General features: G+C 37.5%; 13 protein-coding genes and 1 riboswitch. Of the genes, 1 reads left to right on the forward strand and 12 read right to left on the reverse strand.

The annotated features are described in order from the left end of the window. Positions 1-8: 8 nt before the first annotated feature. The 9 genes from EUI_RS0103315 to EUI_RS0103355 form a co-directional block, all read right to left on the reverse strand. Positions 9-1103: an aspartate-semialdehyde dehydrogenase gene (locus EUI_RS0103315; protein WP_010016060.1), complete on the reverse strand. Its 1095-nt coding sequence runs from the start codon at positions 1101-1103 to the stop codon at positions 9-11. A gap of 53 nt (positions 1104-1156) precedes the next feature. Further along, positions 1157-2269, reverse strand: coding sequence for an alanine racemase (gene alr / locus EUI_RS0103320; RefSeq protein ID WP_010016061.1), 1113 nt, complete (start codon positions 2267-2269; stop codon positions 1157-1159). Between the two features lie 77 nt (positions 2270-2346). Further along, positions 2347-2514, reverse strand: a riboswitch (Lysine riboswitch). Positions 2515-2550: 36 nt separating this feature from the next. After that, positions 2551-3015, reverse strand: a complete 465-nt coding sequence (locus tag EUI_RS0103325; protein WP_010016062.1) for a P-loop NTPase family protein — start codon at positions 3013-3015, stop codon at positions 2551-2553. Beyond that, positions 3005-3532, reverse strand: coding sequence for a 2'-5' RNA ligase family protein (locus EUI_RS0103330; protein ID WP_010016063.1), 528 nt, complete (start codon positions 3530-3532; stop codon positions 3005-3007). Before EUI_RS0103330 ends, EUI_RS0103325 begins: the two co-directional genes overlap by 11 nt. A 38-nt stretch (positions 3533-3570) precedes the next feature. Then, the gene (locus EUI_RS0103335; protein WP_010016064.1) at positions 3571-4719 is read right to left on the reverse strand and encodes a thiolase family protein; all 1149 of its coding nucleotides are present in this window, start codon (positions 4717-4719) and stop codon (positions 3571-3573) included. After that, the gene (locus EUI_RS0103340) at positions 4716-6008 is read right to left on the reverse strand and encodes an AMP-binding protein (RefSeq protein ID WP_010016066.1); all 1293 of its coding nucleotides are present in this window, start codon (positions 6006-6008) and stop codon (positions 4716-4718) included. Before EUI_RS0103340 ends, EUI_RS0103335 begins: the two co-directional genes overlap by 4 nt. 66 nt (positions 6009-6074) lie before the next feature. Then, positions 6075-6611 (reverse strand): biotin transporter BioY, encoded by a 537-nt coding sequence (locus tag EUI_RS0103345; protein WP_010016067.1) that lies wholly within the window; start codon positions 6609-6611, stop codon positions 6075-6077. 29 nt (positions 6612-6640) lie between these two features. Next, on the reverse strand, positions 6641-7621 hold the full coding sequence (locus EUI_RS0103350) for a biotin--[acetyl-CoA-carboxylase] ligase (protein ID WP_010016068.1): 981 nt from the start codon (positions 7619-7621) through the stop codon (positions 6641-6643). A gap of 133 nt (positions 7622-7754) precedes the next feature. Next, positions 7755-9311: an ABC-F family ATP-binding cassette domain-containing protein gene (locus EUI_RS0103355; protein WP_010016069.1), complete on the reverse strand. Its 1557-nt coding sequence runs from the start codon at positions 9309-9311 to the stop codon at positions 7755-7757. A gap of 101 nt (positions 9312-9412) precedes the next feature. Here EUI_RS0103355 and EUI_RS0103360 point away from each other — a divergent pair, with 101 nt between their 5' ends. Continuing rightward, positions 9413-9745: a VOC family protein gene (locus EUI_RS0103360; RefSeq protein ID WP_010016070.1), complete on the forward strand. Its 333-nt coding sequence runs from the start codon at positions 9413-9415 to the stop codon at positions 9743-9745. A gap of 46 nt (positions 9746-9791) precedes the next feature. On the opposite strand, the gene EUI_RS0103365 is transcribed toward EUI_RS0103360, so the two are convergent. The 3 genes from EUI_RS0103365 to EUI_RS10220 form a co-directional block, all read right to left on the reverse strand. Further along, a complete protein-coding gene (locus tag EUI_RS0103365) occupies positions 9792-10190 on the reverse strand; it encodes a helix-turn-helix transcriptional regulator (RefSeq protein ID WP_029508510.1) in 399 nt (132 codons plus the stop codon). Positions 10191-10407: 217 nt separating this feature from the next. Continuing rightward, positions 10408-11652: a chloride channel protein gene (locus tag EUI_RS0103370; RefSeq protein WP_010016072.1), complete on the reverse strand. Its 1245-nt coding sequence runs from the start codon at positions 11650-11652 to the stop codon at positions 10408-10410. Between the two features lie 201 nt (positions 11653-11853). Beyond that, positions 11854-15092: glycoside hydrolase family 68 protein (locus EUI_RS10220; RefSeq protein ID WP_010016074.1), on the reverse strand; the 3239-nt coding region annotated here is incomplete at its 5' end.

Here is a 15092-nt window from a genome sequence, read left to right on the forward strand (position 1 = left end):
ACATGCTGTTAGATCTCAAATTTACCTGCAGCACCTACTGGCACCCGAACTAAATCTAAATCGACCAGCCGTTCAGCAATTTGAACTGTATTCCAAGCAGCACCTTTTAACAAATTATCAGATACCACCCACATATGAAAAGAATCATCGTTTTCTAAATCTGGACGGACACGACCAACAAAAGTTTCTCGTTTTCCCTCAGCATTAATTGGTTGTGGATATAACTGCTTTTTAGGATCATCTTCTAAAATAACGCCGGATGCTTGACTTAATGCCTGTTGAATGCCAGCAGACGTAGCACCAGTATTTGGCTCTGTTTCAAAATAAACTGTTTCGCCATGCCCTACTGGAACGGGTACTCGGACAGCTGTGCCTGTTACTTTAACTGACTTAGAATTTTTGTCTCCGAACATAATTTTTTTAGTTTCATGAATCATTTTCCATTCTTCATGTGTATAACCATCGTCTTCAAACACATCAATTTGTGGCAATAAATTATAAGCTAGTGGGTAGTGTTTATCAGAACCCTTGACAGGCAAAATGTTAGCAACCATTTTTTCACCAGCATTATGAGCTTCTGTCTGAGCTACTAGTTCTTCCCATGCTGTTTGACCTGCCCCAGATGCTGCCTGATAAGTAGACACAATGACACGACGCAACCCAAACGCGCGACGTATTGGCTCCAAGGCCACGACCATTTGAGTCGTTGAACAATTTGGGTTAGCAATAATACCGTTATGTCCTTGTAAATCAGCTTCGTTAACTTCAGGCACGACAAGTGGTACATTATCATTCATACGCCAATAACTTGAATTATCCACCACAACTGCGCCACGTTTAACTGCTTCCGGTGCAAAACGTTGCGATACAGAACCACCTCCAGAAGCCAATACCAAATCAATGCCACTAAAACTGTCTGCTGTCGCTTCTTCAACAGTTAATTCTTGTCCTTTGAAAGTAAGTTTTTTACCAGCTGATCGCGCTGAAGCGAGTAATTTCAAACTGTTAACTGGTATCGTTGATTCTTCAAGTTGTGACATCAACCGTGTACCAACTGCTCCGGTTGCGCCAAGTATTGCAATGTTATATGTACGTTCTGTCATGTTTATTTTCTCTCCTCAATTTTTCAATATTTCCCTTGAGTTAGCTAATTATATTAATCAACAAGAATGCGATGTAACCGATCTTGCATACCCGTCATAATCTCCCATGGTGCTAAATTAGCGTGTTGTGCAACATTCTCGAGCGTATTTTCAAGATCGCCGTCCTTACCTATGAGTGTCACTTTTGTCCCAACAGGATACTCATGTGGTAACTTAATCATCAATTGATCCATTGCAACTTGACCAACTATTGGTGCATATTGTCCGTCAACAATGACGCTAAAGCCAGTCATTTTACGTAACCAGCCATCACCGTATCCAATTGGTACTGTGCCTATCCATTCGTCACCACTCGTTGTATATTTATGTGAATAACTAATACCTTCTCCAGCTGGTAACTGTTTGACAAAATTCATCTCGCTACGTAACGACATGACTGGTTGCAAATTTTTGCCATCTGCCAACTCACCGCGAGAAGGTTCAACGCCATATAACACAGTTCCAACACGGATCACCTCATGTGGTACTTCATCAGCGTGATACATTGCCGCACCTGAATTAGCCACATGATAGTATTTAGGTTCTGGTAAACCATCAGTTAAATCGTGCCACCGTTTAAGTTGCATATAAAAATAGTCCGTTTGAACTGAATCTGATTCAGCAAAGTGTGTTGCTAAGCCAACATAGTCAAAAATATCCTTGTGTGCCTGCAAATAGGTAATTGCTTGCGCCAAGGACTCTCGGGTTCGAAATCCGATTCGCCCCATGCCTGTATCAACACCTAACGAGACTTGTAGACGTTGTTCACCAGTGAGAGATTGAGCCGCTTCTTTTAGCCATGATAGTGATACAACGGTTGCCATAATGTGTTGTACTGCCATCAATTCAGCATACTTTGCTTGTGAAATACCCAATACCAAAATTGGTTCAGTAATACGTTCATGTCGTAGTGCTAACGCCTCATCAATGACGGCCACAGCCAAGCCATAAACGCCACCCGCAACAGCTGCCTGAGATGTTGGCACCAAACCCAAACCATACGCGTTTGATTTAACAGCCAAAAATATTTTATCGGCGCCAGATGTTTGCTTGACAACAGCGACATTATGTTTTAAGGCTTTTTTAGAAATTTCTATTTGTGTTGGTCGCGTAATTGCTTCTACCATGTTTGTACTCTTTTCATCTAAAATAAAAATCCGCTTCTGCCAAGTGTGGCAGTTACGGATCGCAATAAAACAATCGTTTCTGTCATAGCACCCCGCAATTGCGACAGTTCATTAGCTATTAACTAATGCCCCAGCTTGCTGACATGACAGTATCAGTGCTTCGGCCACAACCCCTTTTACTCGTTTCACAGTATCTATCAATACTCCGCGAGTGACTCATGGTTACAGCAACCTCTATGATTTTCTCATTGTTTTTATTTTATTCTAATTTTTCTATTTTGTCAAACTTTGTTTTTTCGTATAATTATTACTTTTTTATTATAAGGTTTTAATAGCCAATATATGTCATCACGAGTATTTGTACGCCATTTATTTTGCCATTTTAAAAATAACCATAAGTTTCGGTACTGTTTTGGCCCACCGTGTAAACGATTGTTGAACCACCTTTTCAATATATAATATACATTTTTGTAATAAGGCAGATCCAAAATATAAATCACATCAGCCAACGCAAAGCAATCTTGTCCTTCACGGAACTGTGTTCCTTCAATTATCCAGTCATTTTGCTGGATAACCACCTGTAGTAAAACTTGTCTTTCTGATGGCGTACGATGCCTATCTCCTGTTGCTTGCCGTACCCAGTTTAAATCATCTAGTGATGTCACTGGATAATGCTTAATACTTGCTATTTTACGTGCAAAAGTTGTTTTCCCACTGCCCACTGGCCCAATAATTCTAACTTTCATCTCTTTCGCCTAAACCAATAGTAGCGAGAACAACTGAATCACCGTTTTCTAATATATGTTCGATGGCTACTTCTGTGATTGTCGCTGTTAGATCATAAGTTTCATTTTGCAGTTCTATCAAGAGTTGTTCAGCTTGTAGTTGCGATAAACCTTGTGCAACAGTGACATGCGGCTGATAAGGCAGATCTTCTCGATAATAAGGATTAAGGATTGGTTCAGCATATAAGGCATCATGTAACTCGGTTAATATTTTTGATCCTTGATCAACCACTAACCAAACATAACCATTCTTGGGGTCTCCTGAAACGACTGTTAGTCGCAATTTAAATTGTTGTTGTTTTTTAATGACATCGGAAACGACTTGAATGATTGTTTCATCTGTTAACTCATTATCAAAAGGAAAAACAAGGGATATATGTGGTGCAATATGTTCGTATAAATCATCATAACGTTGACGTATCCGATTAATAGTAAACCTATCATTCAACTGTGGGAAAATCAAAACAGAACGTAACATACTTCCACCCCACTTTTTCTAATTAGTATACCAAAAAATCACGTCCAATGTTGATTCCCTATCAGCATGCTCATCCCCATACCACCAGCAACACATAATGTCACAATTCCTAACGCAGGTTTAGGTATTTGGTTCAAGCTATTGAGTAGCCTAGCAATTAAAATAGCACCAGTTGCTCCATATGGATGGCCATACGATAAGGCACCACCCAATGGATTTAATTGATCATCTTGAATATCTAGTGCCTTTTGACAGATAATACCCTGTACTGCAAAAGCTTCATTCATCTCGATAACATCAATATCAGTTATTGACAATCGATGCTTAACTAATAGCTTCCGTGTGGCACTGATTGGACCTAATAAAAATTGATCGGGTGCCAAACCCACAAGTTCATGGTCCAAATAATAACCTTGCACGATGTCATTTGGGTCAAATTTTTTCAGTAACACAATACCAGCACCGTCATTAATCGGGCAACTATTACCGGCCGTTACTGACCCTTGTTTAGAAAAAACAGACTTAAGTTGTGCCAATTTTTCTAAATTAGTATCAAATCTAGGGCATTGATCTTGCATATACTTAATATTCTCTGCCTTAAAAGCATAGCATTCTCGATTCAGTAGCCCCATCTCAAAAGCTTGTTTCGCTTTTTGATGGCTTTTGAGAGCATATGCATCTTGTTGTTCTCTTGAAACATGATATTTTTGAGTCATATTTTCTGCTACAATACCCATATCCAAATCTAATTGACCAGCTGGCACCATTGGAAAACGTCTTAATACAGCGTTCGTATCACGATTGATAGTCATATTTGCTAGTGACGTACTTTCGATACCACCAGCTAGTACTAACGCTGATTGTCCACTAATAATCGTCTGCACACCTGAAGCAACCGCCACCAAACCAGAAGCACATTGACTATCCACTGTAAATGCTGGGGTTTCGACTGGAAAACCTGCTGCCAAGGCACAACGGCGGGCTAAGTTACCACCTTGATTGGTCACATTTCCCAAAATAACTTGATCAATCTGTTCTTTTGAATAGCCAGGCAAGTCTGCCAACTGTTGGCTAATCAAGCTTTGGAATAAAACTTCTGGTGTTTGGTGCGCAAAAATACCATTAACTTTACCAATAGGTAATCTTTTAGCACTGACAATACTTGCTCTGGGTATTATGTGATTCATGACCATCGTCCTTTCATAAAATCAGTTGTTAACAATGCTCTCGAAATTTTCTGTTGTGGTGTTTTGGGTATCTCATCAACAAAAATATAACGTGTTGGGATTTTATACTTGGGCAAATAATTAGCGACATAACTTTTCAATATCGTTTCTGTCTCATTTGTAACCACCATAGCAACTATATTCTCACCATATACTAAATCTGGCACGCCAAAGACGACTACCGATTCTGTGAAATGAGTTAACACGTGTTCAATTTCACTTGGATAAATTTTATTACCACCATGGTTAATAACATCACTTTTGCGCCCCAATACATATAAATGATTATCTTGATAATAGCCAACATCATCAGTCATGACTTGTGTAATTGGATGATCATTACATCCAAGATACCCACAAAATAGGTAAGGACTACTAACTATTAATCGCCGATGTTGGTTAACTTCTAACATCACTGCCGGAAATAATTCACCAACATCATTTGGTTTTTTATCCTGCGTTATTTTCTGCCACGAAACCAAACTCGTTTCAGAAGAACCATATAATTCATACAAGACATGTTTTATATGATTAGTTTGCCATTGTTTAACTAATTTATTTTGTAATTCACCACCGCATGATACAATACCTCGAATATTAGGATTATATGCCCAGTTTGTGTCCTTTAGACCTAAGTAGGTTGGTACTGTGTAAACAATCGTCGACTTTAAAGGGTGCATTGGTTGATAACGTTCAAAACAATAAAATGACTTGCCAAAGTATAAACTCAATAACATTGTATGCAGACCTAAAGACGTCGCCATAGAACTAGTTGTCATAACGATCTCATCATTGTTCATCTCAAACACTTCAAAACAACGTTCAAAGCCAATTCGCCATGAATGCCAATCACGTTGATAAATTTTAGCATTTCCTGTTGTACCTGAAGTTTTGCCTAAGAAAAGAATGCCTGTCCGTAATTGATTATTTTTGACTCCGTCCACAAATTCTGTGAGCCACTGCCACTGTCCAGCCAGTGGCTTTAGCAACCAGGGCACATTGGGTAAATCTTGCTCTGTTAAAATAATGGGGATGGCACCTGCTAGGTGTACAGCTATAAATTCAGAAATAAAAACACGCGTTTCTTTGATGATTAAGACGACATATGGCATTTTTATGCCGTTTGTGTCACAAATATTTTGAGCACTATCATATAAATTTTGGTAAGTATACGTGTGTTTATTATCAATAATAGCAACACGTTCCTTGTATTTTCTTGCTAATTTTTGAAAATCAAATAATTCATCCATATCTTTAGTATAACTTTCTCAAAATTGGCACGACAACATCGCCCTTTCAATATCAAGTGATCATTTTTAAAACGCTAGTGCTGTCCGTGCCTGTACTTGTCTAACTGCCAAAGCAACAATCACAACAACAGTAATTTTCAAAGTGCTCGATAGAATAAACGGTGTGATCCCAGCAGCAATACCTGCTTCAACTGGTAATTGCATACTAATGGTTAACCAAATTGTCCCAATCGTTAAGTTAACCACTGAAGCTAAAATATTTGTCACAATTAACCCCCAAACATTGGCCCATCTTTTAAAAGATAGACCGATAATTGGTGCGAACAACAGAAATGACCATAAATAACCAGCTGTTGGTCCGGCTAATAGAACAAAACCACCTTTGAAACCAGCAAATACTGGTAAGCCAAAAGCACCCAATAATAAATACAATCCAATAGCTGTTAAACTCACACGCGTTGATGACACCGAAGCTACTAAGGCAATAATGAGTGTTTGTAAGGTCATTGGAATTGGTCCAATATTAACTGCTAATGGTCCAACAGCAATTAATAGTGCTGTTAGTACTGCTGTGATGACAATACGTTGTGTATTTGAATTCATTTTTTCTCCAATTTTTTACCCGTTGACAATTAGCCATGATAACTATTATTTGGCAATTGTACTTTCAATACTTCCCCAGAATTAATCGTTCTGATAACATCCCCTGTATCTACAAGCAATTGTCCTTGTTCATCAATCGCTTTTGCTATACCAGTTACGAGTTCTTTACCATATTTCACTGTGACGGTCTGATTTATGACAATATTTCGTTGACGATATGCCGTTAAAAATGAGCCATCAGTGTATTCAGCATACAATTTAACAAATTCATCGAGCAACGCAGCGACAATCACATTACGTGATACAGTCAAGTGTTCAACCATGCCACCAACTTTATTTTTTAACGTGGCATCCAAATTTTGAGGCTTTTGTAAATTTAAGCCAATGCCTACAACAATTGCTGACACTTGTTGACTTTCAAAATCCATCACCGCTTCGGTTAAAATGCCACCAACTTTGTAATTTTTAAATAACAAGTCATTAACCCATTTAAAGTCTAATTCAATGCCAATCGTTTCCTTTATAGCCCGTGAAACCGCAACGGCAGTGCCGGTTGTCAGTAATCCAGGTATCACCGATGTTCCCACAGGCAGTGGTAAAGCAAGCGATATATACAAACCCGTATCAGCTGGTGATACAAAAGTACGTCCTAAACGACCGCGTCCACCAATTTGTTGGTTAGCAATAATCATTGTCGGTTTTGTCACATCACCGCGTGTTAATGCTTCTTTTGCATAAGTATTTGTCGAGTCAATGACATCAAACAACTTTATTTGCCAGTCACTGTGCGCCAATTGTTTAATCATAGGTACACTCAAAACTTTTCCACTTTGGTAGCGATAACCAACATGGTGCTGGCTATCGATCGTGTGCCCTTGTTCTGTCAATTTTTTAATAACTTTCCATACGGCTGCACGGCTAATATCTAAATTTTTAGCCAACGTTTCACCGCTTAAATATTCCCCTTCATGTTCAGCAAAAAAATGTAGTATACGCTCATCTGTTTTCATATTTTTTCCTCAAGTAATTTTTATAATATTCAAAAAATGTTATTTCAAAGTAAACCTATTATATAATTATGGTTTACTATACTCTAAATGTCAACCTATATAAAAAAACGCTCGAAAGCGTTTTTAGCAACTCTTATTCTGATTCTTTCTTAAATGATAAAGCAGCGACGTTTAACTCACGGTCGCCAAGACCCTTAGTAAAGCTGACTTCGTGGGAAACAATAATAACGTTTCCTGGAAATTTATCGATTGCTGAACGCAGTGCATTTTTTGTACCTTCATCCAAATGGTTGGTTGGTTCGTCTAAAATTAGAAAATTACTTGGTTTCATTTCCATAATCGCCAATTTAACCTTAGTTTGCTCACCACCGGAAAGCAGTTGCATTTGTTTCTGTGCATTTTCAGCGTTGATACCAGCTGCCGCTAAACGTGTACGTAATGCCTTGGGCTCTAACTTTGGGAACCGATCTTGCATCTCTCTTAGCGGTGTTTTGGTATCGTCATCCCATTCTAAATCTTGATCAAAATAATTGACAATGGCAGACGGAGAAAACTCAGCTTCACCATGAAGTGCTGGAATAATACCTAGAATCGATTTAATCAACGTTGATTTACCAGCACCATTAAATCCTTTGAAGACAAGTTTTTGTCCTGTCGTAATCGAAAACGTGACTGGTTCCAAAACTGGTGTAACATATCCCACTGATAAATCATTTACCGCCAAAGCATTAGCAGACTGTGAATTCACATAGGGGAAATTAAACTTTGCTTGAAGTGCTTCAGATGGTGGATCAACCTTATCCATACGCGCCAACATTTTTTCACGTGACTTAGCTTGTTTAGATGTTGAAGCACGTGCTTTATTTTTAGCAATAAACTTTTGCGCTTTTTCAATCTCACCTTGTTGTTTTTCATATTGACGTAACTGTTGCTCTGAACGTTCATCTTTTTGCCGCATTGCTTTTTTGAATGAGCCACGGAATTTTGTAATTTTCCCAAACGATAGATCAATAATCGCATTAGTCACTTTATCTAAAAAGTCAAAATCATGAGAAATGATCATGGCTGAACCCTCATAATTTTGCAAAAAGTCCTCCAGCCATTCAATATGTGCCACATCCAAATAGTTGGTTGGTTCATCTAAAATAATCACATCATCGTTTTCAAGCAATAGCTTTGCTAAAATAACTTTAGCACGTTGTCCACCAGACATTTGATCCAACTCACGGTCACGGCCTATGGCTTCTAAACCAAGTCCAGAGATGACACGTTCAATCTTTGTGTCAACATCATAAAATCCGGCCGCATCAAGTTCCTCTTGCATACGTCCAGCGCGTTCCAATAATTTATCGTTCATTGATTCCGCGTATTCATTATAAAGATCTGTTATGCGATCTTGTTTATCATATAGGTCTTGGTAGGCAGTATGCAAAAAGGCAATCAAATTCATACCATCTGGAATCTCTGCATATTGATCCAAGTAGCCAATTTTGAGGCCTTTTTGCCACTCGATTTTACCAGACAAAGGTAATTCCTGACCCGTAACGATCTTGATAAGTGTTGACTTACCTGCACCGTTTTGGCCGACAATTCCCATGTGCTCGCCTTGTTGCAATTCGAATGCTGCGTCTTCATATAAAGTTTTTTCTGCGTAGGCCATTGAAAGCCCACTGATTTCTAATAATGCCATAGCTATAAGTGTAACATATTTTAGATCGATATGTAGCTGAAAATCTTATTATCAATAAATATGTTGAAAATTGACTCAATTCAGCTATACTTATATGTATTATGAAACCACGTAAACTTAACATTAAAATAATTCCAGCAACTGACGTCAATCGTGCCTACCGTTTTTGGCGTGATGTTTTTGATTTGCCTCAATCAGGTCATGAAAGTGGTCGCCATTTGATGTTAGACGGTGACGACATTACTTTTGTTACTGGCAAACCAATTGATACGCTTGAAATACTGGTAAGAGATCACCAAGAAGATTTACTCAAGCATCTACGTAATAACTTTATTACTATTGTTGGCGTACCCGAGGAACGTTTTGGTAATAAAATTGCTTTCCCAATAAACGATTCAGAGGGTAATACCATTACGTTAGAGGCAAACAAATGAGCTTAAAAATGGCCAAACAAAAATGTTTGGCCATTTTAAGTACTAATTATCTTAAAGCTTTAACAATCTCCGGTATAAACCAACTTAGAAAGCCGCCGACAGGAAAAATCATCCACCAATAACGGGCTATAAAATCCCAAAAACTCATATTTTTATGACGACGAACATACTCCCCACGACGTGGGTCAAATGTAAACTCACTACTGTCAATTTCAGGCACCCCAAGCTGGGGTGCCTTTTCTTCAATTCCTAGTACCAAACTATCAAGGGAACACTTAAATATCTCGGTTAATTTAATCAGGTTTGTTAAGTCTGGTGTCGCGTCTCCAGATTCCCAGCGTGATACAGCTTGTCGCGAAACAAATAATTTATCAGCCACATCCTCTTGTGACATATTTAAATCAGAGCGATACTGCTTGAGTTGCTTCGGTAATACATTAGCCATCGCATCAATCCTCATTTCTAGTTATTTAACTTCCTTAATTATGCTGTATAAGGCAAATAAAGTATAGCAATTAAACGACTAAAAACCGCAATTAGCAACCTTTAATTGCGCACGGATAGATTGCTAACAACAAATTTCTATTCACTAAAAGCCTATCATACCAGCTTTCATCAGATTGCATCATTAAGCAATCATTTATTCTTGACAGAATCATTGTCTAATCAGACAATACTTTTTTTGAAACAACAGTCGCTATTAAGATCCCAAATCCCATTGGTAGTAAAGCAGACGACTCTAAATGACATATTTCAATCAACATGAACATTGCCATAAAAGGCGCTTGCTGAGATGCTGCTAATAGTGTTCCTGCCCCTAAAACAGCACCTTGTCCAATTGATATACCCGGAATCCAAATAGCTAAGATAAGACTTAACACAGCACCTAATGCGCCACCAACGGCAATAGATGGCGTCAATGTGCCACCTGATGCGCCTGCACGAATGGTTAATGCTGTTACACCTACCTTTAATATTCCGCCAATCAGTAAAATCATCATCCATTTTTGACTACTATTGATTGCTAATTGCGCTAATGACCGCCCGTTTCCCATGATTTCGGGAAATATTAAAGCAATTAACCCAGTAATCAATCCCATTGCCGGCAATTGCCACAATATTTGATTATTTTTTGTTTGATGCCCCTCAGCCCATTGACATAATTTTCTAAATAATGCACCAGCTATACCAGTAATTGGCGCTAAAATAAAAATAAGCACAAAACTAATGAGCGAAAATTTAGCATCTCCTATAAGATAATAGGGCTGAAATCCCTTAATCAAAGACCCCATAAACATGGCAATCGTTGACATTGTCAAACTTACAGCCATTGTCCGCAATGTTAGTTTTTTCAATAATACCTCAACAGAAAAGAGCATGCCAGTAAAAGGTGCAATATATATACCAGCAAATCCCGCGCCTGCTGCTGCCGTCATTAGTAACCGTCGGTCTGACTGCGATAATGTTGGCACATGCAACTTTTGAAGCAAATTATCCCATTTTTGAGCAAACAATGCGCCCGCTTCTCTAGGTGCAAGTTCACGACCAATCGAGCCACCTGTGCCCACAAAAAATATTTGTGTGGTCACATGCAGTATTGTTTGCCAAAATGGCATTTGTTCACCATTGAGCGCTTTTTTAATACTAACTGGCGTCTTTGTTTTAGTTCGTAAAAACCACCAAATTAAAGCAACAACTATGGCACCAATGACTACTGAAAATAATCGATCACTGGGTATTGTTCCCACTGGTGCTGGCATTTTTGCATTTTCTTCATAGTGTAAAAATAATTTTTCTACTAAATCCAAGAACAATCCCAACAGCATCGAACTTAAGCCAACTATCAATCCAAGCACGACAGTTGACACTGCTAAAACTATATTTTCTTTGTACTGGTTAAACGCCATATTTAAACACCTATTTTTTTAATTTACTAACCCTTATATTCTACCGCAAGGATGATTTTAATTCGATCTTTTTTTAATTATAATTTAATTTTTATTGTTGGCTAAAAAAAACGGTTGTTAACAATGTTTTAGAATCATTGTTAACAACCAATTACTAAGCTAAGTCCTATAGTCAATATAATTTGGGTAGTTTTGGAGAAATTAAATTTTAAAAGCACGCTTGTCAATCCATACTTGTTGCCCGTTATTCCCATTTAACTTGATCAAATTCCATGTTACCCCTTTGGAGTTTGTGTATTCTTCTGTTACTTGAACTTTAGTATTCTTATATCTATTGTTACTTGTTGTATCGACAAACTTCGAATTTGTTTCCCCATATGGCGCATTCAAATACATGCCATCTGAACTTGCACGTAATGTGATTGTTGCACTGTATGCAACTGACTTTGTTACAACTGAAGAAAACGAACGTTTATCAATCCATACTTGCTGATTATTAACATTAGCAAGATACCAAACAACTCCTTTAGCATCTGAATGTTCTTTAGTTACAGTAACCTTTTGATTATTATACTGGCTTACATTCCCAGTATATTTTGAATTTGTTTCCCCATATGCTGAATTCAAATACATACCGTCTGCTCGTTGTCGTGTACTAATAGTAGCATTAAACGCTACTATTTGATCAAAGGTTGTACTAAATGCACGCTTATCAATCCAAGTATTTTGTCCATGTAAATTAGCTAAATAGAAAGTAACCCCAAATTCATTGGCATATTGTTGTGATATATTGACATATTGTCCGTTAATCGACTTTGTATTACCAACCCATTTAGCATTTTTAACGCCATAAGGTGCTGAAATATATAGACCATCTGTTCTTTGCGAACTATTAACATACATATTCATATTTAAGTTTTGCGTATATGTTGTAGTGAGCGCATTCTTATCAACCCACAGCTCTTGACCATTCAACTTGATCAAATTCCAAGTCACACCATAAGCATCTTTTCCTTGCTTAATTGCATCGACACATTGCCCATTAAATGATGTTGTACGATCTACCCAACGTGAACCATCACCACGGTATGGCATGTTTGCATACAAACTGTCCGTACGCTGATTACTATTAATATATAACTGTTGCTTAATATCTTGTGTTTGGAGTTGTGTAAAAGCACGATTATCCACCCACACTGTTTGCCCACCAAGTATAACCTGATTCCAGACAATACCTTTATCATCATAATACTGCTTAGTAACTGTGGCAATCTGACTATTATACTTTTTAGTGTTACCAATCCAACGCGCATTGATCTGACCATAAGTGCCGTTACTATACAATCCATCTGTTCTGTTTACACTATTGACAAATACTCTATTATTGACTTCACGTGTAAAGTTTGTTGCAAATGACCGATTATCTATCCATACTTCTTGCCCATCAACTTGCAGTAAATTCCAAGTCACACCTCGTGTATTATACTGTGCCTTAATTGCAAAAGCTGTTCCATTATAATCCTTAATTTGACCAACATATTTGGCGTTTTCCATACCATATGGTGCATTAATGTACATACCGTCATTACGACCATCAAAGGTAACAAAGCTCATCATATCTGTTACCTTCAAAGGCACTGATGTAAATGCTCGACTGTCAATCCAAACAGATTGATTATTTAAACTTGTAAGGTACCATGTTACAGCATCATTGGTTACATATTGCTTCGTAATCATTACATTTTCGCCATTATATTGTGCAGTACTTCCCACGTTAACTGAAATTAAATTATATCCTTGTTCATTTGTTACGTTAGCTCCATAAGGCGCATTCAAATACATACCATCTTTCCTAAATGAACTATTAATATATCTCTTAAAATTAACATTTTGTCCTGGAAATCCATACATGGTTGAGTCTATCGCATTATATGGATCAACCCAATCATTTTGCGCAGTTATAGTTTGTTCTACCGACGTTGTATCATTATCATTAATTTTAATAATGAACGATGGTGCTGTAGTCGCATTCAAGTTTTCACCGGCCGCATAATTTCTGTTTGACATATAACTAGTAACTAATAAACGATCGCTATATCCAGTTACCGGAACAGCATAATAAGAATATGTGTCGGCTCTATCCCCATAATCGGTATTCCCTAATAATACAGCGCCATTACCATTCAAAGGTTTATATGATCCAAATATTGTATCGCTGACATAACCCAGCATGGCAACATCAGAGACATTGGTTCTTCTACCACTAGATTCTAAACTAGATTTTGATACTCTTGTATCTGTAAATAAATAATATTTGCCATTCAGCGGAACTATATTTGCACGTTCAATTTCATCAGTAACTATATTACTAGTTATCAGAGGGCCATATACATGATCCACTGTTGGATTATCTTGTACATTAGTCAACCTTACTAAACCCAAGGCACCATTAGCCAATGAAGCAACTCTAGACGTCTCCTCATTGCCTGAAACCTCTAGTAATTTGGTAACATTATAATTTAATGATCCACCATAATTGGATAAATCTGTTACGTTATCATAACCTGAATTTTTATCAGTGCCTGTATTACTTTCAAATGCTAAGTATCGTGTGCCATCAACTTCAATGACATGCGGATCACGTAATGTAAAATTGTCTCTATCAACATTAAATGTTTGTTCTATTTGTTGATAATTCTTCCCATCACCTTCAAAAATTAAATGATCATTTTTAATATTTTTAATATATAAAGTCTTATTTTCATCTTCCTTCACAACAATGTTCACTGTATGAATTTTTTGCATGTTTTGCCTGAGATCATTATTCCATTGCACACGTGTATAAAACAACTGAATAGTTTCATTATCATTTAAGGTCGCAGACCCAGACCATTCTTGATTCCAAGGCACTGCTTCATAGCCAAATACTGGACCTACCATTTTCCAATCACTTATTGCAGTCGCCTTATATGGTGCAGATAGCATATATAAATGAGTATCACTCGGATTGCTTGGTAATCCCGCTAAAGCAAACATCACTTGATAACCTTTAATTTCAGCTACTCGTTGAGTTATAGCATCCTGAACCATCCATGAATCCCAAATATCAAGATTCGCCACTTCTCCTGTCTGTGCGCTTTTTGTAGTAACTGCAGGTAGATTCTTTATATTTCCAGAATTAAATTTAGGAACTGCTAATGCCACGGGTTGCTCATTAAGCTGATTGATTAAATCATCAAAATGTTTATATGTGATGGTATTTATTTCAGCCATTTTATTTGGATTATCATAATATTTAAGCGCAGCAGCGTTCAAAGAAGTGATTTGTTGATCTGTTAAATTTTGAAGTGTTTGATTATTAATTGCTGCATCTAATAGTAATTTGTTCCCCAGATCAGTCAACTTCGGCTTCTTAGATTCTATATTTAAGTCATCTATTG

Source organism: Leuconostoc gelidum subsp. gelidum KCTC 3527, from assembly GCF_000166715.1.
Taxonomy (GTDB): Bacteria; Bacillota; Bacilli; order Lactobacillales; family Lactobacillaceae; genus Leuconostoc; species Leuconostoc gelidum.